The sequence below is a fragment of the Bacillus sp. PS95 genome, from assembly GCF_037963565.1.
Lineage (GTDB): Bacteria > Bacillota > Bacilli > Bacillales > Bacillaceae > Bacillus > Bacillus subtilis.
The window spans coordinates 2,931,440-2,957,043 of record NZ_CP150160.1; the positions used below are offsets into that span (position 1 = coordinate 2,931,440).

General features: G+C 44.4%; 20 protein-coding genes and 1 pseudogene. 4 read left to right on the forward strand and 17 right to left on the reverse strand.

The features are described 5' to 3' along the window. Nucleotides 1–3 precede the first annotated feature (3 nt). Nucleotides 4–846 carry an aldo/keto reductase YtbE gene (ytbE, locus tag NSQ12_RS15380; RefSeq protein ID WP_003229455.1) on the forward strand — a complete coding sequence of 281 codons (843 nt, stop codon included), beginning with the start codon at nucleotides 4–6 and terminating at the stop codon, nucleotides 844–846. 40 nt (nucleotides 847–886) lie between these two features. Here the strand turns inward: ytbE and coaE are convergent, their stop codons facing one another. The 10 genes and pseudogenes from coaE to NSQ12_RS15430 all read right to left on the reverse strand — a co-directional run bounded on the left by coaE (nucleotide 887) and on the right by NSQ12_RS15430 (nucleotide 13,035). Then, nucleotides 887–1,480, reverse strand: coding sequence for a dephospho-CoA kinase (coaE, locus tag NSQ12_RS15385; protein ID WP_004398928.1), 594 nt, complete (start codon nucleotides 1,478–1,480; stop codon nucleotides 887–889). A gap of 15 nt (nucleotides 1,481–1,495) precedes the next feature. After that, a pseudogene (gene ytaF, locus NSQ12_RS15390) lies at nucleotides 1,496–2,146 on the reverse strand (sporulation membrane protein YtaF); the annotation flags it as partial. 148 nt (nucleotides 2,147–2,294) lie between these two features. Continuing rightward, nucleotides 2,295–3,125: a DNA-formamidopyrimidine glycosylase gene (gene mutM, locus NSQ12_RS15395; protein WP_019712903.1), complete on the reverse strand. Its 831-nt coding sequence runs from the start codon at nucleotides 3,123–3,125 to the stop codon at nucleotides 2,295–2,297. Between the two features lie 22 nt (nucleotides 3,126–3,147). Next, a complete protein-coding gene (polA, locus tag NSQ12_RS15400) occupies nucleotides 3,148–5,790 on the reverse strand; it encodes a DNA polymerase I (RefSeq protein ID WP_163138223.1) in 2,643 nt (880 codons plus the stop codon). A gap of 243 nt (nucleotides 5,791–6,033) precedes the next feature. Beyond that, nucleotides 6,034–7,773, reverse strand: coding sequence for a sensory box histidine kinase PhoR (gene phoR / locus NSQ12_RS15405; RefSeq protein ID WP_106073655.1), 1,740 nt, complete (start codon nucleotides 7,771–7,773; stop codon nucleotides 6,034–6,036). Continuing rightward, on the reverse strand, nucleotides 7,766–8,488 hold the full coding sequence (gene phoP, locus NSQ12_RS15410; protein WP_003229442.1) for a two-component system response regulator PhoP: 723 nt from the start codon (nucleotides 8,486–8,488) through the stop codon (nucleotides 7,766–7,768). The genes phoR and phoP overlap by 8 nt, the downstream gene beginning before the upstream one ends. Before the next feature lie 211 nt (nucleotides 8,489–8,699). Beyond that, a complete protein-coding gene (gene mdh, locus NSQ12_RS15415) occupies nucleotides 8,700–9,638 on the reverse strand; it encodes a malate dehydrogenase (RefSeq protein WP_003237775.1) in 939 nt (312 codons plus the stop codon). 43 nt (nucleotides 9,639–9,681) lie between these two features. Beyond that, on the reverse strand, nucleotides 9,682–10,953 hold the full coding sequence (icd, locus tag NSQ12_RS15420; protein WP_003229433.1) for an NADP-dependent isocitrate dehydrogenase: 1,272 nt from the start codon (nucleotides 10,951–10,953) through the stop codon (nucleotides 9,682–9,684). A 164-nt stretch (nucleotides 10,954–11,117) separates the two neighbouring features. Then, nucleotides 11,118–12,236: a citrate synthase gene (citZ, locus tag NSQ12_RS15425; RefSeq protein ID WP_004398810.1), complete on the reverse strand. Its 1,119-nt coding sequence runs from the start codon at nucleotides 12,234–12,236 to the stop codon at nucleotides 11,118–11,120. Nucleotides 12,237–12,570: 334 nt separating this feature from the next. Then, complete coding sequence (locus tag NSQ12_RS15430) at nucleotides 12,571–13,035, reverse strand: DUF441 domain-containing protein (RefSeq protein ID WP_015251478.1); 465 nt, start codon at nucleotides 13,033–13,035, stop codon at nucleotides 12,571–12,573. Between the two features lie 96 nt (nucleotides 13,036–13,131). Between NSQ12_RS15430 and ytvI the strand changes: the two genes are divergently transcribed. Beyond that, nucleotides 13,132–14,247 (forward strand): sporulation integral membrane protein YtvI, encoded by a 1,116-nt coding sequence (gene ytvI / locus NSQ12_RS15435; RefSeq protein ID WP_029318231.1) that lies wholly within the window; start codon nucleotides 13,132–13,134, stop codon nucleotides 14,245–14,247. Between the two features lie 32 nt (nucleotides 14,248–14,279). On the opposite strand, the gene NSQ12_RS15440 is transcribed toward ytvI, so the two are convergent. The 7 genes from NSQ12_RS15440 to dnaE all read right to left on the reverse strand — a co-directional run bounded on the left by NSQ12_RS15440 (nucleotide 14,280) and on the right by dnaE (nucleotide 24,584). Then, on the reverse strand, nucleotides 14,280–14,663 hold the full coding sequence (locus NSQ12_RS15440) for an FxsA family protein (RefSeq protein ID WP_038429450.1): 384 nt from the start codon (nucleotides 14,661–14,663) through the stop codon (nucleotides 14,280–14,282). A gap of 92 nt (nucleotides 14,664–14,755) precedes the next feature. Continuing rightward, nucleotides 14,756–16,513 (reverse strand): pyruvate kinase, encoded by a 1,758-nt coding sequence (gene pyk, locus NSQ12_RS15445; RefSeq protein WP_004398560.1) that lies wholly within the window; start codon nucleotides 16,511–16,513, stop codon nucleotides 14,756–14,758. A 42-nt stretch (nucleotides 16,514–16,555) separates the two neighbouring features. Next, nucleotides 16,556–17,515 (reverse strand): 6-phosphofructokinase, encoded by a 960-nt coding sequence (gene pfkA / locus NSQ12_RS15450; protein ID WP_003229420.1) that lies wholly within the window; start codon nucleotides 17,513–17,515, stop codon nucleotides 16,556–16,558. Between the two features lie 183 nt (nucleotides 17,516–17,698). After that, the gene (gene accA / locus NSQ12_RS15455) at nucleotides 17,699–18,676 is read right to left on the reverse strand and encodes an acetyl-CoA carboxylase carboxyl transferase subunit alpha (protein ID WP_003229417.1); all 978 of its coding nucleotides are present in this window, start codon (nucleotides 18,674–18,676) and stop codon (nucleotides 17,699–17,701) included. After that, a complete protein-coding gene (gene accD, locus NSQ12_RS15460) occupies nucleotides 18,661–19,533 on the reverse strand; it encodes an acetyl-CoA carboxylase, carboxyltransferase subunit beta (protein WP_024573337.1) in 873 nt (290 codons plus the stop codon). Before accD ends, accA begins: the two co-directional genes overlap by 16 nt. 334 nt (nucleotides 19,534–19,867) lie before the next feature. Further along, nucleotides 19,868–21,100 (reverse strand): NADP-dependent malic enzyme, encoded by a 1,233-nt coding sequence (gene maeB, locus NSQ12_RS15465; RefSeq protein ID WP_014664951.1) that lies wholly within the window; start codon nucleotides 21,098–21,100, stop codon nucleotides 19,868–19,870. A 136-nt stretch (nucleotides 21,101–21,236) separates the two neighbouring features. Further along, on the reverse strand, nucleotides 21,237–24,584 hold the full coding sequence (gene dnaE / locus NSQ12_RS15470) for a DNA polymerase III subunit alpha (protein ID WP_014480547.1): 3,348 nt from the start codon (nucleotides 24,582–24,584) through the stop codon (nucleotides 21,237–21,239). Nucleotides 24,585–24,723: 139 nt separating this feature from the next. Between dnaE and ytrH the strand changes: the two genes are divergently transcribed. Further along, nucleotides 24,724–25,065, forward strand: a complete 342-nt coding sequence (ytrH, locus tag NSQ12_RS15475; protein WP_003229410.1) for a sporulation membrane protein YtrH — start codon at nucleotides 24,724–24,726, stop codon at nucleotides 25,063–25,065. Then, on the forward strand, nucleotides 25,062–25,565 hold the full coding sequence (ytrI, locus tag NSQ12_RS15480) for a sporulation membrane protein YtrI (protein ID WP_003229408.1): 504 nt from the start codon (nucleotides 25,062–25,064) through the stop codon (nucleotides 25,563–25,565). The genes ytrH and ytrI overlap by 4 nt, the downstream gene beginning before the upstream one ends. The last annotated feature ends 39 nt before the right edge of the window (nucleotides 25,566–25,604 follow it).

Consider the following 25,604-nt stretch of genomic DNA (forward strand, 5'->3'; position numbering starts at 1 on the left):
AACATGACAACACATTTACAAGCAAAAGCAACACTTCATAATGGGGTGGAAATGCCTTGGTTCGGCCTCGGCGTGTTCCAAGTGGAAGAAGGATCTGAACTGGTAAATGCAGTTAAAACTGCCATTGTTCACGGGTACCGCAGTATTGACACCGCAGCTATTTATGGAAATGAAGCTGGCGTTGGAGAAGGGATTCGGGAAGGCATTGAAGAAGCAGGCATTTCAAGAGAGGATCTGTTTATCACATCGAAAGTATGGAATGCGGATTTAGGCTACGAAGAAACACTCGCCGCGTTTGAAACAAGCCTATCCAAACTCGGTCTGGATTATTTGGATCTATACCTCATCCACTGGCCTGTAGAAGGAAAGTATAAAGAAGCTTGGAGAGCACTTGAAACGCTGTATAAAGAAGGCCGTATCAAAGCGATTGGCGTAAGCAACTTCCAAATTCACCATCTTGAAGATCTGATGACGGCAGCTGAAATTAAGCCTATGATTAACCAAGTGGAATTTCACCCGCGCCTCACACAAAAAGAGTTGATAAGATACTGCCAAAATCAGGGCATCCAGATGGAGGCTTGGTCACCTTTAATGCAGGGGCAGCTGCTGGATCATCCTGTATTGGCTGACATCGCTCAAACATATAACAAATCTGTCGCACAAATTATCTTGCGCTGGGATCTGCAGCATGGCATTATAACGATTCCTAAATCAACGAAGGAACACCGCATTAAAGAAAATGCTAGCGTATTTGACTTTGAATTAACGCAGGATGACATGAACCGAATCGATGCACTGAATGAAAACTTGCGCGTCGGTCCTGATCCGGACAACTTTGATTTTTAATGGCAAAAAAACACCGTTCAATATGAACGGTGTTTTTTGATTATGCCCAGCTGTTCATGATTTCATCAAGCTGCCTTTTGGTCTCTTCAAGCGTGCCGCTGTTATCAATGACTTGATCTGCTCTTGCTGTTTTTTCCTCTAAGGGCATTTGAGAGCGGATACGGCTGACTGCTTCTTCTTCCGTCAGCTGATTGCGCTTCATCAGACGTTCCAGTTGAAGCTCTTTTGTCACACTGACCACAATAATTTTATCAACCAATGATTCCAATTTGCTTTCGAACAATAGCGGGATATCCAATACAACAAATGCCTCCCGATTTGCAACGGCTTCATCACGGCGATTGAGCATTTCCTGCCTGACTGCGGGATGAACAATTGCATTTAAAGCGAGACGCTTTTGTTCATTTGTAAATACCAGCGCTCCAAGCTTTTTTCTATCTATATCGCCATTTGAGAGCAGTATGTCTTCACCGAATTCGTCAATGATTTGCCGGTAGGCCGGCATCCCTTTTTCTACCGCTTGTTTTGCAATGATATCTGCATCTATAACTGTTATTCCTTTTTCAATCAGCATATTGGCTACCGTGCTTTTGCCGCTAGCTATTCCTCCCGTTAAACCAATGACTAAGGTCAAGAGATCCACTCCTTTTTACAATTTCCAGAGCCCAATCGTGATTAACAGAAGCCCCGGCAAAAACGCCATTTTATCGATCCATTTCCACTTAGACAGAAAATGGCCGGCATTGATTCCAATTGATACAAACAGCGAGCTCATGATTGCCACGGCGATGCTCATCACAATCGGTGAAAAACCGAGAATGGCTGCGCCTATGCCTGCTCCAAAGGCATCAATTGATAAGGCAAATCCCAATAAGACCGCCTCAATTCCATTGATCACACCCGATTTGTCGATATCCGCACTCATGGGTTTTCTCAAAATATGAATCACAATCCCTAATGACCGAACCTCTAAATTAAGCAGCGTTTTTTCATGCAATAGGTATTCTTTATCTTTTGCCGGTTTGAAGAATTGGTACAGAACCCACGCACCGATTCCAACCAATATCAAACCGCCAAGCTTCTCCGTCACATATACAGGAAAAAACTTCGTGAGAAAGCTTCCGATCAGCATGGATATAAACATGACAGCACCGGAACAGCAGGCGATAACCAAAATCGCTTTAAACGGTATTTTCATTTTTCTCAATCCGTACGTAAATCCGACTGAAAAACTGTCCAAGCTGACAGCCAACGCCAGCAGCAGTATAGAAACCATTTGCATATCCGTTTCTTCCTTTCTGTTGGTGCTCTTGTATCAGATGTGAAATGCCCGGGATTCATCACAATCATATATATGGGAAAGTGAAAAATCCGTGTTTCGAAAATGGCATCCTCCATTACAGAGTTACTGATATATGCACCGACAGCTTGGACGATGAAGCATTATGCTACTTTTTTTTCTGGCACTTTGCGCAAAAATGCGTGCCTCTTCCTCCAACGACAATTTTCGAAATCATCGTTCCGCAATTTTTGCATGGCTCGTCTTTTTTTCCGTACACAAAATGCTGCAGCTGGAACATTCCGATTTCCCCTTGGGAGTTGATATATGAACGGACTGTGCTTCCGCCCGCATCAATCGCCTCCTGCAGAGTGTTTTTGATTTCAGCGTGAAGGGTTTTGATTGTTTTATCTGATAATTGATTTGCTTTTATCTCGGGATGAACACCCGCTCTGAAAAGAGCCTCATCCACATAAATGTTTCCTAGTCCAACTACCGTTTTTTGATCCAGTAGGGCAGTTTTGACAGCGCGGTTTGTTTTCGCAAGCCGTTCTTTTAAATACGCACTCGTAAATTCTTCTGCATCCGGCTCCGGACCTAACTGAGAAAGCGGGAGCTCGCCCGCTTCTTCTCCCGGTTTAAATAAGTGCATGGTTCCAAATTTCCGCACATCCCTGTACCGGAGCTGGGTTCCATCCGTCATCGTGAATATGACATGCACGTGTTTATCATCAGGCTCCTCGGCTTGATGAAGACCGTATTTTCCTTCCATTCGAAGGTGAGAAACCATAACATAATGATCTAAATGAAACAGTAAAAACTTTCCCCGTCTTCCGATGGACTGTATCGTTTCTCCTGCTAGTTTTCGCGCAAATTCCTCCGGTTCGGCAGGCCGTTTGATGATATTCGGCCATCTGATCTCTACCGATTTGATTGTTTTTCCCTTTACAAGCCCGGTCAGAGTGCGCCGGACCGTCTCAACCTCTGGTAATTCCGGCACATCCATCACTTCCTATCTCTGTTTATTTCGCATCGTACCAAGATGGGCCTGATGCAAAGTCCACCTTTAACGGCACATCTAATGCAAGCGCATGCTCCATCACTTCAGGAACAAGCTTTTCAAGAATTTCAATTTCTTCCTTTGGCGCCTCAAAAATCAATTCATCGTGTACTTGAAGCAGAAGCCTTGCTTTCAACTGTTTTTCTTTCAGCTTGGCAGCCATGTCAATCATGGCTTTTTTGATAATATCAGCGGCGCTTCCTTGAATCGGCGTATTCATGGCCGTCCGCTCCGCAAAACTTCGGATATTAAAGTTCCGGCTCGTCAGCTCAGGGATGTAGCGGCGGCGATGCATAAGCGTTGTTACGTATCCTTTTTGCTTCGCTTCCTGTACTGAATCTTCCATGTACGCTTTTACGCCTTGGAAGCTTTCCAGATAGCGGTCGATAAATGCTCCCGCTTCCTTCCGAGTAATGCCGAGGTTCTGTGACAGACCGTAATCGCTGATCCCGTAAACAATGCCAAAGTTGACCGCTTTCGCCTGGCGTCTCATCGCAGATGTCACTTCATCCTTAGTGACATGGAACACATCCATTGCCGTTTTCGTGTGAATATCCATATCATTTGTAAAAGCTTCGATCAGATTTTCATCCTTTGAAATATGGGCAAGCACCCGCAGCTCGATTTGTGAATAATCGGCTGCAAAAATGAGCCAGTCTTTTTCAGACGGCACAAAAGCTTGGCGAATTTTCCGCCCTTCCTCAAGCCTGATCGGAATGTTTTGCAGGTTCGGATCAGTCGAGCTGAGACGGCCAGTTTGCGTTAAGGCCTGGTTAAATCGCGTGTGCACTTTATGCGAATCCGGTCTCGTCACCTTTAAAAGCCCTTCGATATATGTTGATTGAAGCTTGCCAATTTGTCTGTACTGTAAAATATAGTCGACAATATCATGCTTGTCAGCCAGCTTTTCAAGCACATCAGCAGACGTAGAATAGCCTGTTTTCGTTTTCTTTACGACAGGAAGACCGATCTTTTCAAATAAGATGACGCCTAGCTGCTTCGGAGAATTGATGTTAAACGGCTCTCCCGCAATCTCATGGATTTTTTCTTCATATTCCTTCAGCTTCGCACCCAGTTCTTCACCCATCCGTTTTAAACGGTCAACATCGACCTTGACGCCAGTTGATTCCATTTCGCCGAGAATAAGCGCAAGAGGCATTTCCAGCTCTTCAAACAGTTCAAGCTGGTCGTTGTTTTCCAGCTCCTGAACGAGCTTTTCCCGAAGGCTTTGAATCGCTAACGCTTTTCGGCCAAGGTGCTCAGACAGTACGTCTTCTGACGGCACTGCCCGTTTTGCTCCTTTTCCATAAACTGATTCATCACTTGAAACGATATGCAGGCCGTAATCCTTAGCCACACTCGCAACGTCGTCATATGAATTGCCCGGGTTGATGATATAAGCCGCAAGGAGCGTATCAAACTCGGCTCCTTTCAGCTCAATGCTCTGCCAGCGCAAAGCGACAACAGCCCGCTTGCTGTCGAAGACCCATTTCTTCTGCTCGTCATTTTCCACCCATTCTTTAAACACCTCAGACTCAACCGCAATGTCTTTCGGAATGAAATAAGCTCCCATTTCATTTACGATCGAAAATCCGAGAATCGGCTCTTCATGATAATTATCGCCAATCTGTTCAACGACAAATGCGGATGGAGAAACAAATATATCGCTTGTCACGTCTGTGATTGTTTTGACATTAATGTCTTCCAACGATTGATCCTGTTCTGCTTCTGCACTGTCTTCTCCAAGCCGTTCAAGAAGCGTGTTGAAGCCAAGATCTTTAAAGATGGCAATGACCTGTTCACGATTAAAGCCTTGATATTCCAGGCCGGAAACAGATACCTCAATCGGAGCATCCGTCATAATTGTCGCAAGCTCCTTGCTCATCAATGCTTGATCCTTAAACTCCTCAAGCTTTTCCTTCAATTTCTTTCCGCTCACCTCGTCAATGGACTCCAGCAGCTTTTCAACGGAATCAAATTGTTTTAAAAGCTTAATCGCAGTCTTTTCTCCGACGCCGGGCACACCCGGGATATTATCTGAGGAATCGCCCATCAAACCCTTCATGTCAATGATTTGTTCAGGCGTAAGCCCGTATTTCTCTTTGACATGCTCCGGTGTGTAAAATTCAACATCGGTAATTCCCTTTCTCGTAATGGCAACTGTCGTTTTGTCCGTTGCCAGCTGGGTTAAATCCTTATCTCCTGAGAAAACCTTAACTTCAAATCCGTCTTTTTCAGCCGATTTGGCCAGTGTGCCGATAATATCATCCGCTTCATATTGTTCCAGTTCATAGCGGCTGATCTGGTAGGCATCCAGCAGCTCGCGGATAAACGGCATTTGTTCGGAAAGCTCAGGCGGGGTTTTCTGTCTGCCGCCTTTATATTCTTTAAATGTGCCGTGACGAAATGTTGTTTTCCCGGCATCAAACGCAACCAGCATGTGCGTCGGTTTTTCATCCTCAAGCATTTTCATCAAAATCATCGCAAAGCCGTATACAGCATTTGTATGAACACCTTTATCATTGCTTAACAGCGGCAATGCAAAAAACGCCCGGTAAGCCAGACTGTTTCCGTCTACAAGCACTAATTTTTTTCGTTCCGTCATTCAATTTCCTCCTAAGAAGCCTCAGGCTTCCATTCATCTCTTACATAGTCATTAGCTCCTCTTATTTTAACAAAGTTCAATTTGAAAGGAAAATACGTGAACTATAAGAGAAGACACAAAAAAGGACGGGAACACAAATAGGTTCCCGCCGTCAAAATTGGCTCCTTGGATGAAGGGGTTCTACTACATCCTACCAGCATAGGTTTAACAGTGCATGAAGATATTGTTAAACCTTTGTAAACATTAGGCGGACTTTTCAGCGGCCCGTTTCAGCGTCACGGTAAAGACAGTTCCCCGTCCAGGCTCGCTTGTGACATCAATTTTCCCTTCATGAGCCTCTATTAAATGCTTGACAATCGCAAGGCCCAGTCCGGTTCCGCCCGAATTCCTGCTTCTGTCTTTATCTACGCGGTAAAAGCGTTCAAAGATGCGCGGAATTTCTTCTTTCTGAATTCCGATTCCAGAATCAGCAACCTCAATCTGAATGTCTTTTTCTCTGGGCTTTACATTGATAGCCACGGAGCCCCCCTCAGGCGTGTAGGTTAACGCATTGTTTACGAGATTAAGAAATACCTGTTTCAGCCTGTACGGGTCACCAGATACATATTGAGGGTCTTTCGGGACATTCAGTTGCAAGGAGATGCCTTTCTCATCCGCCTTATGCTTCAGAAGCGTTTCAATCTCACCAAGCATTTTGGCCGGCTCAAACGTTTCGATACTGAGCGTGAAATTTTGCTGCTCGATTTTTGAGAGATCGAGCAAATCCTGAACCAAAGACTGAAGCCTTTCGCTTTCCTTAAGAATAATAGAGAGAAATTCAGAAAGCGCCTCTTTGTCTTCCATCGCCCCGTCCAATAACGTCTCCGTAAACCCTTTTATGGACGTAATCGGTGTTTTCAGCTCATGAGAAACATTGGCCACAAAATCCTTCCTCATCTGCTCTAATTTCTTCGTTTCCGTCATGTCATGGAAAACGAGCACAATTCCTTTCCATTCATCGTCCGGCCCCATAATCGGAACGCCGTCCACTTCAAAATAACGCCGTTCTATTTTGATCGGCAGTCTTAACAGCTTGCATTTCTTTGTCTCCGTCATAAAAATGTCTTCGACAAGCTGGATCACTTCTTCATGTTCAAATGCATCGTGATAAAGACGGCGCAGCATATGATTCGGATTGATATGAAACTGCTTGGCGTAAGATCTGTTTACGAGATTAATAAAGCCTCTTCCGTCGATCATAATCAGCCCGGAGCCAATGTTTTCAATGACTGTCAGCAGCCGATCCCGCTGCATTTCCTGCGTTCGCGTCATTTCCATCAGATCAATGGCAAGGCTGTTCATCGCATGTCCTAGCTTATCAGAACGCCTAATATAGCCGCCGTACGTCCGTGCATCGTAGTTGCCCTTAGAGAGTTCTGTGGCTACATTTGTCGCTGACTCAATTGACCTTTTATAACGTGAGGTCATGCTGGAATAAAAATAAATAATGACGATAAATGCGGTACAAAGACTGGCCGTCAGCATTCCCCACAATTCGCCTTTTAAGCCGTCGCTTTTTTCAGAGGCGGAAAGCAGCACATATCCTGTTTTTTCCCCTTCGCTTCTAAGTGAAAGTCCGTAATAAAGCTTGTTATCTGTTGTTGACAGAATACCCTCATGGCCAGAAACAAGCGCCTGCACCTTTTGGGAATCAGCCGCTCTCCCGTTTGACCCATACAGCACCTTGCCGTCTGTATCGATAACGGATACGCTCACATCAAGCGCGCCGCCTGCATCTTTAATGATTTTCTCATTTGCTTGATCATTCAGATTGCCGGCATCAAGAAGCGAAGCCAAGTATTTTGCTTCTTTTTCAATGTGTTCCTCTGCTTTCCTTTGATCAGATGTTTCAAAAAGCTGCTGTAAAAACAGCCCGAGGACACAAAACACCAGAATCATACAGACAACGAATACAGAAAAAAGGCGCACACGGTATTTATTCATTCATTTTTGGCTCCTCCAGTTTATACCCCAATCCCCTAATCGTTTTAATGTAGATCGGTTTTTTGGTATTGTTTTCAATTTTGTCGCGAAGATGGCTGATGTGCACATCAACAATTCTCGTATCTCCGGCAAAATCATAATTCCAGACTGCGCTCAGCAGCAGGTCTCTTGTCAGAACTCTGCCTTTATGTCTGCCTAAATAGAGCAGCAGTTCGAATTCTTTCGGTGTCAGTTCAAGCTGACTTTCTTTAAAGTACGCTTCATAATGATCAGGCAGGATTTTCAGATCGCCGATTACGATCTGGCCTTCCATTTCATCGTTCTTCATCTCACTAGAGGGCGCAGCTATTTCCGAACGCCTTAAAATCGCTTTGACTCTCGCATTTACTTCCCTTGGACTGAACGGCTTGGTCATATAATCATCAGCACCGAGCTCCAGCCCTAATACTTTGTCGAATTCCTCATCCTTCGCTGTCAGCATTAAAATGGGAAACATCAGTTTTTGCTGTCTCAGCTGCTTGCATACTTCGATTCCGTCCAATTTTGGAAGCATCACATCAAGCACAATCAAATCAGGCTTCTCTGTTTCCGCTTTTTTGAGTGCTTCTTCCCCATCCGAGGCGGTAATGACATCATAGCCTGACCGTTCCAAATTGTACTGTAAAAGAGTAACAATAGATTCTTCATCATCCACAACTAAAATTTTCTTGTTCATGCTGTGCCTCCAGTATTATAATTCCCCGACATCCTATTTCTCTATTTTATGTCATCTTAACATGTTTCATGATTTTATTTTAGCGAAAGCAGGACATTCCGACAATTCGCCTTTTACATCATTTTTAAAAGAAATAAAGACGTTTATGATAACGCTTTCATTTATAGTAAAAAGAGAAAGGCTGTATTAAGCAAGCCTTTCTCCCTTTTTATTAGGATAATACTTTCATGACATTTTTGACAGATTCAACTGATTTATTCAGCTGCGCTCTTTCATAGTCTGTCAGTTCAAGTTCAATGATTTGCTCAAGACCGTTGCCGCCTACAATTGTCGGAACACCAAGGTAGATGCCTTCATAGCCGTATTCCCCTTCAAGATAAGCAATTGTAGGAAGGACGCGGCGCTGATCTTTCAAGATCGCTTCGACCATTTCTGTCAGAGAAGCCGCAGGCGCATAATACGCGCTTCCGTTTCCAAGAAGATTCACGATTTCGCCTCCGCCTTTTCTAGTACGCTCCACAATTGCGTCAATCCGTTCTTTCGGAATAAGAGTTTCAAGCGGGATACCGCCAGCATAAGAATAACGCACAAGCGGAACCATATCGTCACCGTGTCCGCCGAGTACGAAACCAGTCACATCTTTCACTGACAGGTTTAATTCCTCTGCCACAAATGTTCTGAATCTTGCCGTATCAAGCACACCGGACTGGCCGATTACACGCTCTTTAGGGAAGCCTGATTCTTTGTACACCGCGTATGTCATTGCATCAACAGGATTTGTCAGCACCACAATAATAGAGTCAGGAGAATATTTCACGATTTCCCGCGTAACGCTTCTCATAATCTTTTCGTTTGTAGAGACCAGATCATCTCTGCTCATACCAGGTTTTCTTGCGATACCGGCTGTAATGACAACAATGTCAGAGCCAGCTGTATCCTCGTAATTGGATGTTCCCGTAATTTTTGCGTCAAAGCCTTGAACCGGGCTTGCTTCAAGCATATCAAGCGCTTTTCCCTTTGTCGGGTTCTCCAATTGCGGAATGTCAACAAGAACAACGTCTGCCAGCTCTTTTTGAGCGATTAAAAATGCAGTTGTAGCTCCGGTAAAACCTGCTCCGATAACAGAAACTTTTTTACGAGTATTTCCCATGTCTCTCTTCTCCTTTATGGCTAGTTTTAGGCTTTTTCCTTGCTTAGTCCATGTTTTTGATCAGTTCTTCTCCGAACTCTGAACATTTCACTTCAGTCGCCCCGTCCATTAATCTGGCAAAATCGTAAGTTACGACTTTGGAAGCGATTGTTTTTTCCATAGATTTGATAACCAAATCAGCCGCTTCGTTCCATCCTAAATGCTCAAGAAGCAGAACACCTGAAAGAATAACCGAAGATGGGTTTACTTTATCAAGGCCTGCATATTTAGGAGCCGTTCCGTGCGTCGCTTCGAAAATCGCATGTCCTGTTTCGTAGTTGATGTTCGCTCCAGGAGCAATGCCGATTCCGCCGACTTGCGCAGCAAGAGCATCTGAAATGTAATCTCCGTTCAAGTTCATTGTCGCAACGACATCAAACTCGTTTGGACGCGTTAAGATCTGCTGAAGGAAAATGTCAGCAATGCTGTCTTTGATAATGATTTTTCCTGCTGCTTCCGCTTCGCTTTGCGCTTTGTTGGCAGCGTCTTTTCCTTGTTCTTCAGCAATGCGGTCATATTGAGCCCATGTAAAGACTTTATCTCCGTATTCTTTTTCAGCAAGTTCATAGCCCCAGTTTTTGAAGGCGCCTTCTGTGAACTTCATGATGTTTCCTTTGTGAACAAGCGTTACAGATTTGCGGCCATGCTCGATCGCATAATCAATGGCAGCTCTGACCAAGCGGCTTGTTCCTTCTTCTGAAACAGGCTTAATGCCGATACCTGATGTCTCAGGGAAACGGATTTTGTTGACGTTTAACTCATTTTGAAGGAAGCTGATAAGCTTTTGCACTTCTTCAGAGCCTTTTGCATACTCGATGCCTGCGTAAATATCTTCTGTATTTTCACGGAAGATGACCATATCAGTATCTTCAGGGCGTTTTACCGGTGACGGCACTCCAGTAAAGTATCTTACAGGTCTTAAGCAGACGAATAGGTCAAGCTCTTGTCTGAGCGCTACGTTCAAAGAACGGATACCGCCGCCGACAGGTGTCGTTAACGGGCCTTTAATCGCGATGAAATATTCGCGGATCACATCTAATGTTTCAGCAGGGAGCCACTCACCTGTTTTATTATAAGCCTTTTCTCCGGCGTAAACTTCTTTCCATGTAATTTTCTTTTCGCCTTTGTATGCTTTTTCTACTGCTGCTTCCAAAACCTTCGAAGCCGCGTTCCAAATATCAGGACCGGTTCCGTCTCCTTCGATAAATGGGATAATCGGGTTGTTTGGTACGTTTAATACTCCGTTAGAGACTGTAATTTTTTCACCTTGTGCCACAATAAAAACCTCCCAGTATGTAATTCATATTTAGAAAACATTTTATTTTTCTTATATAGAAAATAAAATGTTTTTTCCTAACATTCAATTTAAAGTGTAACCCAATTTTGATGTTCTGAACAAGAGGCTAACCTCATTGACGCAAGCCAGCCTCCAATGGTTCTTTAGGCTCTTTCTTCAATCGGAACGAATTTTTGTTTGTCAGGGCCTGTGTAATCTGCCCGCGGGCGGATCAGACGGTTGTTGTCATACTGCTCAAGAATATGAGCGAGCCAGCCGGACATTCTGCTTACAGCAAAAATCGGTGTAAACAAATCATGGTCAATACCGAGGCTGTGATATACAGAAGCCGAATAGAAATCAACGTTAGGCGGAAGCTTTTTCTCTGATGTGACGATGTCTTCTATACGAATCGACATCTCATACCATTTGCTTTCGCCTGTCAGGTTGGTCAGGCGCTTGCTCATTTCTTTCAGATGCTTCGCGCGCGGATCACCATGCTTATACACACGGTGGCCGAATCCCATGATTTTTTCTTTCTTTTCAAGTTTAGCGCGGATGTACGGCTCAGCGTTTTCCACTTCACCGATTTCTGTCAGCATTTTCATAACGCCTTCATTCGCTCCGCCGTGAAGAGGCCCTTTCAGCGCGCCGATTGCTGCAGTAATGCCTGAATAGATGTCTGAAAGTGTTGCGACGCAGACCCTCGCTGTGAACGTTGACGCGTTCAGCTCATGGTCAGCATGTAAAATCAATGCTTTGTTGAAGGCTTCAACCTCAATTGGTGAAGGCTCTTCACCGTTTAATGTGTAAAGAAAATTCTCCGCAATACCGTAATCTTCTCTCGGTTCAACAGGCTCAAGACCCTTGCGAATTCTGGAAAACGCTGCAACCAGGCCAGGCACCTTTGCCTGAAGGCGGATCGCCTTTCTGTAGTTGGCTTCCGGGTTCATGGTATCAGCCTCGCTGTCTAGCAGGCCTAGTAATGAAATTGCTGTCCGAAGAGCAGCCATGGGATGAACATTTTCGAGGGAATAAGATTTGAAGTGCTCAATAATTTCTTGCGGAACGGCAGCTTCCTTTGCAAGCTGCTGCTTTAACTCTTCAAGCTCTTTTTTGTTTGGCAGCCTTAGATGCCAAAGCAAGTAGATGATTTCTTCAAAACTTGCATTCTCTGTCAAATCATCGATATCATACCCCACATATGTAAGGGTATCATCAATAATAGAACTAACAGATGATGTTGTTGCTACAACCCCTTCAAGACCGCGTGTCGCTGTCATATATAACATCTCCTTTTCAATAAATTTCCCCTTTAAGAGTGTTGTAAAAACATGAGGCTTACTTAAAAAGCACGATGCAAGTATTTCTCTCCCCCAAAAAGAAAATGCTTACATTTTACTGGCTGCTGGAACTAAAACCCTTTGCTTATGAAAGAACATAACAAATTCTTATAAGCTTATTTAAGTTTAAGCCTATTCTCATTATAAACAATAATCAGACATTTGTTAAATGTTTACCTATAATTTTTTTTTTCATTCTGTGATTTCCCCGAAAAAACGCCTTTATTTGCGGGTTTTTGCATACAAAAAAAAGCGGCTTTAAGGCCGCTTTTTGTTATGAAGTGAACAGTTTTACGATCTGCATGGCTAAATAAGCAATCCCCGCTCCGATCAGCGGCCCCACCGCAACTCCTCCAAAAAGCGCGACTGCAAGAATGGTCCCGATCACGAGAGCAGTTGTAATATGCGGATCATTTTCAAGCAGGGCCAGGCCGTTTTTTGCAATCAGCGCCACTGCGATCCCCGCTCCAAGGGCGATCCATGCGTAGGAAGACCGCATTGCTTCTCCAAGCTGCTTAAATCCGATTTCTCCCGTGGCAATCGGGACAAGAACGGCGATGGTAATAATGGTCACACCCCAGTTAATGCCTTTTGACTGGATGGTCGGAAATAATTTCTGATCAAGCCCAACGATTTTGATGATCAAAAGGACGGATACAGCAAAGAGCAATGATTGGTTTTTTGCGATAAGTGCGATAGCCAAGAGTAAAATTAAAAATAAATTCGCTTGTGTAAACACATGCCATCCCTCCTTTAAGATGAATGTATTCATATTCAGCCGCAGCGTGAATACATATAAAAAATAGGACATGCTGACGAGAGGAGGACCGTTTTCGTGAATCAATCTTATATCACTATTTTTTTCAGAACCCTCTTTGTCATATCAATGACCGCAGGGTCGATAGCTGCGGCCTATTATTCGTTTCCGTTAACTTATCCGTTCCTGATCGCCCTTATTCTTTCTTCAGTGATTCATCCTGTTGTCGATTATTTGGACAAAGTGACAGGATTCCCCCGAACGATAAATGTTCTGGGCGTTCTTGCTTTTTTTCTGCTCGCAGCCTTCGGCGTCCTTACCATTCTGGTAGCCGAAATCGTAACGGGAACAGCCTATCTAGCAAAAACGCTGCCTCCGCATATCAGCACGTTTATTTCATATTGCGAAAAATTGTTTACAACTCATATTCAGCCGCTCTATAACGAGTTAACTCTTTTGTTTCAAGAATTGGAAACGAACCAGCAGGCTTCCATCGTCACTCATATCCAGACACTCGGAGATTCTGCCGCTAAAAATGCCGGGCTCCTGCTGTCCCACATTCTAGAGATGATCCCGAGATTTTTCGCTCTTCTTCCCAATACGGCGGCGGTTCTGATTTTTTCTCTTCTGGCAACCTTTTTTATGACAAAGGATTGGCATAAGCTTAAAGCCATGCTTGTTTTAATTCTGCCGGATCGTGTGACAGCTAACAGCAAAGCGATCAGCAGCGAATTAAAAAAAGCAATGGCTGGTTTTATCAAAGCACAAGCCGTCCTCGTTTTCATCACGATGGTGATTGTATTTATCGGCCTTTCTCTCTTAAAGGTTGAACACGCCGCAACAATTGCTTTTTTAATCGGGCTTGTAGATCTTCTCCCTTACTTAGGTGCCGGCTCCGTATTTGTGCCCTGGATTTTGTATTTATCGATTACGGGCCAGCTGCCCCAAGCAATCGGAATTGGTATCCTGTACCTCGTCGTTCTTATTCAGCGGCAGCTGACAGAGCCCAAGATACTAAGTAAATCTATCGGGATCGATCCGCTGGCAACACTCATCGCCCTGTTTGCCGGCTTTAAATTATTCGGGTTTTTAGGACTGATTGCGGGACCGGCTGTACTCGTCATCATCCAAGCCTTCATCACAACAGGCGCATTAAAAGAAATATGGTCCTATATCACCGTTCAGCAAAAATAAAACGGCAGCCGTTTTTTCATGGCTGCCGTTTTTTATTTGATGATGATCCGCTTATTCTTCGACATACCTCTCAGCCATTTGAACAGAATCGGCTTACACCAGCCGCGGGTAAACGGGATAAGAAGACAGGCGCCGGCCAAATCTGATAAAAAGCCCGGAAGCATCAGCAATAGACCGCCAATGAAAATGCACAGACCGTCAGCAATCGCTTCTCCCGGCATTTTGCCATATTGAAGATCACGCTGAACCTTATAATACACTTCGGTTCCTTGTTTTTTTGCAGCTGCTGCGCCGATAATGCCAGTCATAATCATGAATAGAACTGTCGGTAAAATGCCAATCAGCTTGCCTAAAAATAGGAATATGCCGATTTCTATTGCCGGAAACACAATAAAAAGCAAAAACAAAAATCTCATATCCAAGCCCCCCACACGTGTAACACGTTCTGTTCAACAAAAGGCATGATAAAGAGAAAAGGAAGGGATTCCCCTTCCGTTTTCACCTGTAATTAAAGAACGCTCGCACGGCCTTGATAGACTGCGCCTCTGGAAGCGTCAACTGTAATATCCTGGCCATCTGTCAAAATAGATGTCGCATTTTCCAGACCCACGATAACCGGGATGCCAAGGCTTAATCCGACTACCGCAGCATGGCTAGTCAAGCCGCCTTCTTCTGTAATGAGAGCAGACGCTTTTTCAAGGGATGCAATCATATCACGGTCAGTGCTTTTGGTAACAAGTACCGCACCGTCAGTCATTTTTTGCTCAGCTTCTTTTGCATTTTGTGCAACGACAACCGGACCGTAAGCTGATTTGCGTCCAATGCCTTGGCCTTTAGCGATGATATCGCCGACAGTATGAACCTTCATTAAGTTCGTAGTGCCGGACTCACCGACAGTGCCAGCTGTAATAACGATAAGATCGCCGTGTTTTACAATTCCGCTGTTCAATGATTTTTGGACAGCATCCTCAAGCATCTCATCTGTTGAGCTCGCATTTTGGCCGCTTTCCGCGAATACACCAGATACGAGGGCAAGCTTTCTGGAAATAGAGTCATTTACAGTAACCGCAACAATCGGAGCCTGCGGACGGTATTTTGCAATCATACGTGCTGTATGGCCGCTTTCTGTCGGCGTTACGATCGCAGCAGCATTCAGGTTAATCGCCGTATGTGCGACAGATTGTCCAATTGCGTCTGTAATTGTCATGCCCACTTGGTCTCTGCGTTTTGAGAGAATTTCTTTATAATTTAATGCTTCTTCAGAACGGGACGCGATGTTATGCATTGTTTGAACTGCTTCAACCGGGTAACTTCCGGCAGCAGTTTCACCAGAAAGCATGATCGCATCTGTTCCGTCGAAGATCGCGTTTGCAACGTCACTTGCTTCCGCACGAGTCGGACGCGGGTTGCGCTGCATGCTGTCAAGCATTTGTGTTGCTGTAATAACAGGTTTGCCCAGCGCGTTGCATTTTTTTATCAGTTCTTTTTGCACAAGCGGCACTTCTTCAGCTGGAATTTCCACACCTAAGTCTCCGCGTGCAACCATTAAGCCGTCAGACACTTCGAGAATCGCATCGATGTTGTCAACGCCCTCTTGGTTTTCGATTTTAGGGATGATTTGAATATCCTGAGCGTTGTGCTCTTCAAGAAGCTCACGGATTTCGAGCACATCCGTGGAACGTCGAATGAAAGATGGTGCGATGAAGTCTACTCCTTGCTCAATACCGAAAACGATGTCTCGCGCATCCTTTTCAGTAATCCCCGGAAGATTGACACTTACGCCCGGTACGTTAACACCTTTTTTATTTTTGAGTGTTCCGTTGTTTAATACTTTTGTTTTGATTTCGCGTTTAGCGGCATCTACATCAAGTACCTCAAGACCGATAAGGCCGTCATCTAACAGAATCGTTGAACCTTGTTCAACGTCATGGACTAAACCTTCATATGTCACTGAAATTTTATCTGTTGTTCCTACAACCTCGTCCATTGAAATAATGAGCTCTTTGCCTGTTTCAAGCTCAATACCGCCGTTTTCCATTGTATGTGTGCGGATTTCAGGACCTTTTGTATCAAGCAGAATTCCAACGTTCTTGCCAAGTTTTTTACTTGCTTCGCGGATATTTTTAATTCTTGCACCGTGCTCCTCAAAATCTCCGTGAGAAAAGTTTAATCGAGCCACGTTCATTCCTGACTCCATTAATTTCGTAAGCATTTCAATACTTTCACTTGCCGGACCGATGGTACAAACAATTTTAGTTTTTCTCATTTGGTTCACTTCCTTCTGAAATCTTCAGCCTTCAGCTGTACATTAGATAGACAGTTCCTTTGAAAGCTGATACATGTTTTGCTCAACTGTGTGTTTTGTCTCCAGTATTTCTATAATATCATGGTCTACAAGCTTATTGTTTTGTATACCTACACAGCGTCCGCCTTTTCCTTCAAGCAGCAGTTCAACTGCATATGCGCCGAGACGGCTTGCTAACACACGGTCAGCAGCACTCGGAGAACCGCCGCGCTGGATATGGCCCAATACAGATACCCTAGTTTCAAGATTTGTTTCTTCTTCAATGCGTTTCCCGAATTCAACACCGCTGCCTACACCTTCGGCAACAATAATAATACTGTGCTTCTTGCCGCGTTCGTGGCCGCGTTTTAAGCGGGCAATGATTTCGTGCATGTCATAGTCTGCCTCAGGGATTAAGATCGATTCCGCGCCCCCTGCAAGACCGGCCCACAATGCGATATCGCCGGCATGACGACCCATTACTTCGATTACATATGTACGTTCATGAGAAGTCGCTGTATCGCGAATCTTATCAATTGCGTCAATTACTGTATTTAAAGCTGTATCGAAACCGATTGTAAAATCAGTGCCCGGAATGTCATTATCAATTGTACCCGGTACACCTACACATGGAAACCCGTGTTCCGTTAATTTTTTCGCACCCATATAGGAACCGTCTCCGCCGATAACAACAAGGCCTTCAATACCAAGCTTCTTCAAGTTTGCTATCCCTTTTTCACGGCCTTCAACTGTTTTGAATTCAGGACATCTCGCCGTATAAAGCTTAGTCCCTCCACGATGTATAATATCGCCTACTGATCCGAGTTCAAGCTTTTCAATCTTTCCGCTGATCAATCCCGCGTATCCGTTGTAAATACCGTAAACTTCAACGTCATGATAGATCGCTTTTCTGACTACTGCGCGAACTGCTGCGTTCATTCCCGGGGAATCCCCGCCGCTCGTTAATACCCCTATACGTTTCATTCTCCATTCACCTCAGCAACATATATGATTAAACATAACATGATCATTGCCCTAAAAACAATGAAAAGGGATCTCCATCCTCCCTATGAAACCTTACCTATTATACAATTAAATAAATTGTTTTTAAATAAAATTTAAGGAATGTCACAAAAAATAAACGTGAGCCAAAGGCTTCACGTTTATTTAGTTTACCCCGATATATTGATCTTCAACCGAGACTTTGCCAATTGCTTTATATTTTTCATAGCGCTGCTGAACTAATTCTTCTTCGCTCAGCTTCAGCAAAGTTTTTAACGATTGTTTAAGGGTTTCGTCCATATAGCTTGCCTGCAGCTTCACATCATGGTGCGCTCCGCCTTTTACTTCTTTAATCATATGATCTATAATACCTAATTCTTTTAAATCCGGCGCAGTGATTTTCATTGTTTCTGCTGCTTTTTTAGCAAGACTGGAGTCCTTCCATAAAAGTGCCGCGGCACCTTCCGGAGAAATAACAGAATAAGTAGAGTTTTCCAGCATATGCAAGTGATTCCCTACACCCAGACCAAGGGCTCCGCCGCTTCCGCCTTCACCAATGACGATGCAGATAACAGGCACTCGAAGACCGGCCATCTCAAACAGGTTTTTGGCAATAGCTTCACTTTGTCCTCTTTCTTCAGCTGCTCGTCCAGGGTATGCCCCCTTCGTATCAATAAAACAGATAATTGGTCTGTTAAATTTGTCAGCCTGTTTCATCAGACGAAGCGCTTTTCTGTAGCCTTCAGGATGCGGCATCCCAAAATTGCGGACTAGGTTTTCCTTCGTGTCTTTGCCGCGCTGATGCCCGATTACCGTTACAGGGAGGCCGTGGAACTTCGCAATCCCGCCGACAATGGCTTCATCGTCCCCGTACGCTCTGTCTCCGTGACATTCAAAAAAGTCGGTAAACAGGTGTTCGATATAATCAAGAGTTGTCGGACGGTCCGCCAGACGCGCGATTTGAACCCGGTCCCATGGCTTCAGATTTTTGTAAATATCATCCTGAAGCTTAGCGAGACGGTCTTCGAGCCGTTCGATTTCCGCACTTAGATCCATATCGGAATCTTGGGTGAATTTTTTTAGTTCGGCGATTTTGGTTTGCAGTTCAATCACCGGTTTCTCAAATTCTAATCTTGGAGCCACTCAATGTCACCTCCTGTTTGATGCATATCCAGCAGATTTTCTAACGTTTTTTTCATATCGTCGCGATGAATAACCGCATCAAGCTGTCCATGTTTTAATAAAAATTCAGCCGTTTGGAAGTCCTCAGGCAGTTTTTCTCCTATTGTCTGTTCAATAATCCGTCTTCCGGCAAAACCGATCAGCGCGCCAGGCTCAGCGAAATTGTAATCGCCAAGGGATGCAAAGCTTGCTGATACGCCCCCGGTAGTCGGATGCGTCATTACTGAAATAATAAGACCCTGTTCTTCACTGAACAGTTTTAACGCAGAGCTTGTCTTAGCCATCTGCATCAAACTTAATACGCCTTCCTGCATTCTAGCGCCGCCTGAAGCCGTAAAAATAATAAACGGAACTTTATCAGCTTTTGCTTTTTCAATCGCAAGCGTGATTTTTTCACCGACGACTGAACCCATGCTGCCCATTCTGAATGAAGAGTCCATGACGGCGACTACAGCCGGGTGTCCGCCGATGGTGCCCTTGCCTGTCACAACAGCCTCGTTTAAGGATGTTTTCTCGCGATCTTTTTCAAGCTTTTCCAGATATCCCGGGAAACCAAGCGGATTTTCCGAGAGCATTCCCTGATTGAATTCCTCAAAGGATTTTTCATCCATCAAGCTTTCGATACGCTGTTTTGCGTTCATTGGGAAATGATAATCGCAGTTCATGCATACCCGCATATTTTTATCCAACTCTTTAGTGAGCATGATTTTTTTACACTTAGGACATTTTGTCATAATGCCTTCCGGAACATCGTGCTTCGCTTGATCAGATGGTACGGAAGCATACTTTTTCTTTTTCGTGAATATATCCTTTAACAAATGATTACCTCCCTTTTGTGAAGGGTTCTCTTCACCGCATGTCATCAAACAGATAGACTTGCTAATAACTTTACCGAAACTATTGTACTTTTTTTGTCAAACGCTGTCATCCTCAATTCGACAACTTTTTATTCGATGACGTGCTCGGAAAGGCTTGTATGAAATCAGATAAGGTGTTGAAACGACAAGGTTGACAGCGCATTCAAAAATAATGTTAAACCCGGCTGAAATTTTTTTAAGGCTAACCCCCTAAAAAAATTTCAGCCGTCAGTTTAACTTGAGAACAGCGCGCCGGTCTCCGCCAACGCGCTGCCATTTTTGGAATGAATTAAAATTATTCACCAATAATCGTAAGTTTTCTTGTTTTTTCTGCGACTTCCTCAGGGTCAACAGTGATTCTTGCAACACCTGTTTCCATCGCAGCTTTTGCCACAGCCTTCGCAACAGCAGGCGCAACACGCTTATCAAACGGTGCAGGGATGACATAGTCTGCGCTAAGCTCATCTTCTGAAACCAGTGAAGCAATGGCTTCAACCGCTGCGATTTTCATTTCCTCGTTAATATGAGTGGCACGCACATCAAGTGCTCCGCGGAAAATACCAGGGAATGCAAGAACATTGTTTACTTGGTTCGGGAAGTCAGAACGGCCAGTTCCGATAACGCTTGCTCCGGCTTCACGCGCATCTTCCGGCATGATTTCCGGATTTGGATTTGCCATTGCAAAGATAATCGGATCTTTTGCCATGCTTTGAACCATTTCTTTTGTTAACGCGCCTGCTACAGAGACACCGATAAATACGTCAGCATCAACGATGACATCTTTCAGAGAACCGTCTTTGCGATCTTGGTTCGTGAACTTCGCCACTTCATTTTTGACATCGTTCATGCCGTTCGGGCGCCCTTCATAAATGGCCCCTTTGGAATCGCACATCACAATGTCGCGAACGCCATAATGATGAAGAAGCTTGATAATCGCAATGCCAGCCGCACCCGCGCCGTTTGCGACAACTTTAATGGATGACATGGATTTTCCAGACAGTTTCAGCGCGTTCACAAGACCTGCTACGGTTACAATGGCAGTACCGTGCTGATCATCATGGAAAACCGGGATGTTTGTTTCTTTTTTGAGGCGCTCTTCAATGATAAAGCAGTTTGGCGCTGCAATATCTTCAAGGTTGACGCCGCCAAATGTTGGTTCCAGCAATTTTACAGTTTCAACGATTTTATCAACATCGTTTGTGTTTAAAGCAATCGGGAACGCATCTACGCCCGCAAAGCTTTTGAAAAGAACTGCTTTCCCTTCCATAACAGGAAGCGCCGCTTCAGGGCCGATGTTTCCAAGGCCAAGTACAGCTGTACCGTCAGTTACAACTGCTACCATGTTCCCCTTCATTGTATAATCATATACTTTGTTAATGTCTTCATGAATATCCTTACACGGTTCTGCAACACCCGGAGAATACGCGAGGCTTAGATCTTTCGCATTTCTGACCTCTACTTTTGATTTAGACTCCAGTTTCCCCTGGTTGACTTTATGCAGGTGTAATGCTTCTTCTCTTAATGACATTCTCCTAAACACTCCTTATGGATATTTTTTGATTCGTATACTGCTGCGTTGATTGCTGCATTCTGCGGAGTAAATCTATCTGAATATTTAAACAGGATCACATAATTGCTCCAATTGTATAACAAAAAGCGAATCGTTACCACTGTTTTAAAACGACGTTTTTTTGACCCAACAGCTCTTTTAAGCGATATAACACCTGGTGATCTGCATTGATATGGAACGACTCAGGTAGCTTAATCGTCTGTTTTTGCCTTTCATAATAGAGATAAACGCCTGTTTCCCCTTTATGCTCCAGCAAAATGCGCTTAATCTTTGCCAGGATCTCCTGGCTGTGCTGACTGCTTTCTATTTTTATATAAACCGATGGCGCTTTTTCTGCATCCATATTTTCTAATAATTCTGCCCGGGACATGATGAATTGGATCTTATCTTGTCTAACTTCACATTTCCCCGCTGTGAACAAAAGAGCGCCTTCTCTTAAAACGGGAGAAAGCTGTCTGAATTGTTCAGGGAAGACTACGGCTTCCATCTCGCCGGTTTCATCACTGAGCGTTAAAAACGCCATGTTTTGACCTGTTTTCGTCCGAATCGTTTTGATCTTCGACAGCAGAACGCCTAGTGAAAGCTGCCTTTTGACTGCCCGCTGAGCCTGCAGAATGGAGACTGCTCCTTGCGCAGTGAGCTGTTTTCGGAAGGCGGAGAGGGGATGATTTGAAAAATAAATGCCAAGCGTTTCCTTTTCAAACGCAAGTAAATCCACCAGAGGAAGCTCCTCCGTCTCCACATACTTCGGCTTAATTGAAAACGATTCATCTAAAAACAATCCCATTTGGTCATCGTCCGCGGCGAATAGCTCAGCATGTTCCAAAGCAACATCAATGGATGCGAGCAGCGTGGCCCGGTTTTGGCCGAATTCGTCCATCGCACCAGAAAAGATAAGTGCTTCAAGCATTTTGCGATTTACGCTTTTTGACGGCACGCGAAAGCAGAAATCGAAAAGATCTTCAAATGGTTTCTCTTTTCTTGCTTTATATATATCTTTGACTGCTGAGACGCCTACACTTTTTATCGCGCGGAGGCTGTATCTGACAGATCCGTTTTCAACTGTAAACGGAAAACTGCTTTTATTCACTGACGGAGGAAGGATACGAATCCCGCTCCCCTTTGCTTCGTAAAGATATTGAGAGATTTTATCCTCATTGCCAATGACGCTTGTCAGCAATCCGCACATAAAATATAACGGATAATGAGCTTTCAAATACGCAAGCTGGCACCCGATCATGCTGTATGCCACCGCATGGCTTCTGTTAAAGCCATAGTTTGCGAATTTGACGATTAAATCGTAGACCTCATTTGCAGTGTCTACAGAATACTCCTTTTTTAAGCACCCTTCAACAAAATGGCTTCGCTCTCTGTCCAGGATTTCTTTTTTCTTTTTGCTGACCGCCCTTCTCAATAGGTCCGCTTCGCCTAAAGAAAACCCCGCCATACGGGAAGCAATCATCATAATTTGTTCCTGATACACAATGACGCCATATGTATCTTCCAAAATGCTCCTTAAATCTTCATGAGGATAGTGAACAGGCGCCCGGCCGTGTTTACGGTCGATAAATAACGGAATATTTTCCATCGGACCCGGCCGGTACAGTGCATTGACCGCCACAATATCTTCTAGGCCCGAAGGTTTCAGCCGTTTCAAGACGCTTCTCATCCCTGCAGATTCAAGCTGGAAAATGCCTGTCGTATCCCCTTTTGACAGCAAGGAGAACGTTTTGTCATCGCTGTAGGAAATACTTGAAAGGTCTATTTTAATATTTTCTTCTTTTTCAATCATTGAAGTGATAGATTCAATAAGTGTCAGATTCCTCAAACCTAAGAAATCCATTTTTAAAAGGCCCAAGTCTTCAAGATGGTCCATCGCGTATTGCGTTAAATAGATCCCTTCATGCCCTTCTTGAAGCGGAACAACATCTGTTAACGGTTCTTCACTCAGGACAACGCCCGCTGCGTGGGTTGATGCATGCCTTGGCAGCCCTTCTATTTTCCGGGCAATTGAATAGACTTGCTGAAGCAGGCTTGACTCCCGAAGCCGCTTATCCAGCTGCGGTGACTGCTGTCTCGCTTCATCCAGCGTCATTCCCGGTCTTGAAGGAATGAGTTTTGCAAGCTGATCTGCCTCCTTCGGGCTGACGCCGAATACTCTGCCGACGTCCCGGAGCGCCGCCTTTGCCGCAAGTGTTCCAAAGGTGATAATCTGTGCGACGTGCATTGCACCGTATTTCTGCTGAACATATTGAATGACTTCATCCCTTCTAGTATCGGGAAAGTCAATATCAATATCCGGCATGCTGACGCGCTCGGGATTTAAAAATCTTTCAAACAGAAGGTGATGCTTAATCGGGTCAACATCTGTGATATACAGCACATATGCCACAAGAGAACCTGCCGCAGAACCCCTTCCCGGTCCTGTAACAATCCCTTTTTCATGGGCGTGCTTCATAAAATCCCACACGATCAGAAAGTAATCGCTGAACTTCATCCGCTTGATGACATCAAGCTCATATTGAAGACGGCGAAGGTATCGTTCATCAGGCTTGCCGAAACGGCTGCGGAGTCCCTCCATACAGATATCCGTTAAATAATCATCAGCGGACGTTCCGTCTGGGGTCGGAAAAGACGGTAGACGGGTCTGCCCGAGACTGACGTCAACCCGGCATTGTTCCGCGATCTCTACAGAAGCTTGCAGTGCCTCGGGATGCTCTCGATAAATGTTTTGCATTTCTTCGAGTGGTTTCAAATCGAGATCAGGCAAATCTTCAGCGGGTGCATCCGTCAGTTTTTCCCCCGCTTTAATCGCTTTCAGACAACGGTAGGCAGCCTTATCTTCCTTCCTTATGTAATGCACATCGCCTGTGGCCGTAACAGGGATACCCGTTTCTTCTGACAGCTTTAGAATCTGCTCAGACAAGACTTGATTCCCTTTAAAAGGCTGATAGGAGAAATAAAAAGCTCCCTTTCCGAATATAGACTGAAATTCCAGCGAGGCTTGAGCAGCCTGTTCGAACAGCCCTCCTTCAAGAAGCGTTTCAATATATCCTTTTTCGCCGGGCGTTATTGCGATAATCCCTTCTCGATAACTGTGAAGCCATTTCGGCTTCAGTCCGCCTTTTGATTTAGATTGCAGAACGCTGCTGATTTTCAGCAGGTTTTGATAGCCTGTATTTGATTTTGCCAGCAGGACGAGCGGGTATGCTTCAAGCTCGCTGTCATCCGTAAAAACAGAAGCCGTCAAACCGATTATTGGGTTGATCCCTCTCGCCTTGCAAGCTTTATAAAATTGAATAGCTCCGTACATGACATGATCATCTGTCAGCGCCAAAGACGCATATCCGAGCCTGTCAGCTTCACTGACGAGCTCTTCCACAGCCGCGGCGCTGTTTAGCAGGCTGTACCCGCTATGCACTTGCAGGTGAACAAAAGACATGCTATCACCTCTTTCTCATTACGATTCATTTCTTCCCTCATTATAAGGCCGGTTTCCAAAAGAAACAAATGTTCTTTTTTGACTCATCATCATACTTGTCCTGAAAGCTCAATATGATATAAAAGGTGAGGTGATAAAGATGGATCAGGAAGCAGGATTTATGGTGAATTTTATCAATAGCTACTTCATTGCGTTAGGGGTGCTGATCGGGGGCGCACTCATTGGAGGGCTCGGAGCATATTTGGCAGGCGAACCCCCGCTTACAGCCATTACAAAGCTTGCCAACCGGTTAAAAATATGGGCGCTTGTCGCAGCTATCGGAGGCACCTTTGATGCGGTATACAGCTTTGAACGCGGCATACTCGAAGGCAATACGAGAGATATCTTTAAACAGCTTCTTTTAATTATTTCGGCCATGGGAGGCGCGCAAAGCGGCTGGCTTATTATATCATGGCTGACCCAGGAGCATCTTTCTTCATGAGGGTCCCCCAGCATTACAAAAAACCGGGATGGCAGCGTTTTTTCGCGGGAATGATGTGCGGAGCCGTAATTAGCTGGTTCTTTTTCCTGTTTACTTACGGAACATTCCAAGAGGAGCAGGTCAGCCTCATCGAAAAGCAAAAAGAGCATGTAAAAGACTTGAACAATCAAATTTCGATCTATCAGGAAGATCTCCATAAACTGAATGAAGATAATAAAAGAAAACTGCTGATTCAAAGCGTCAGCGTCAAATTGCTGAATGGGGATAAATATAAAATATCACAGCCGGATAAAACGAAATTCGAGGAGCATGTAAAGGATGATATTTCAGAGGTGATTACAAAAGACATAGAGAGCGTCTATCAAACAAAGGATCTCTTGAAGCGGACAATTGAAAATAAAGTCTATATGATCAATGAAAAAAAATACGAGGCAACCGTCAGAGAATTGATTATTTATACGAGGCTGACAGTGGAACTTGAAATATCTTTCGCCACATAATTATGGATTTTTTTTAAATTCTCCAAACTTCTGTCGCTT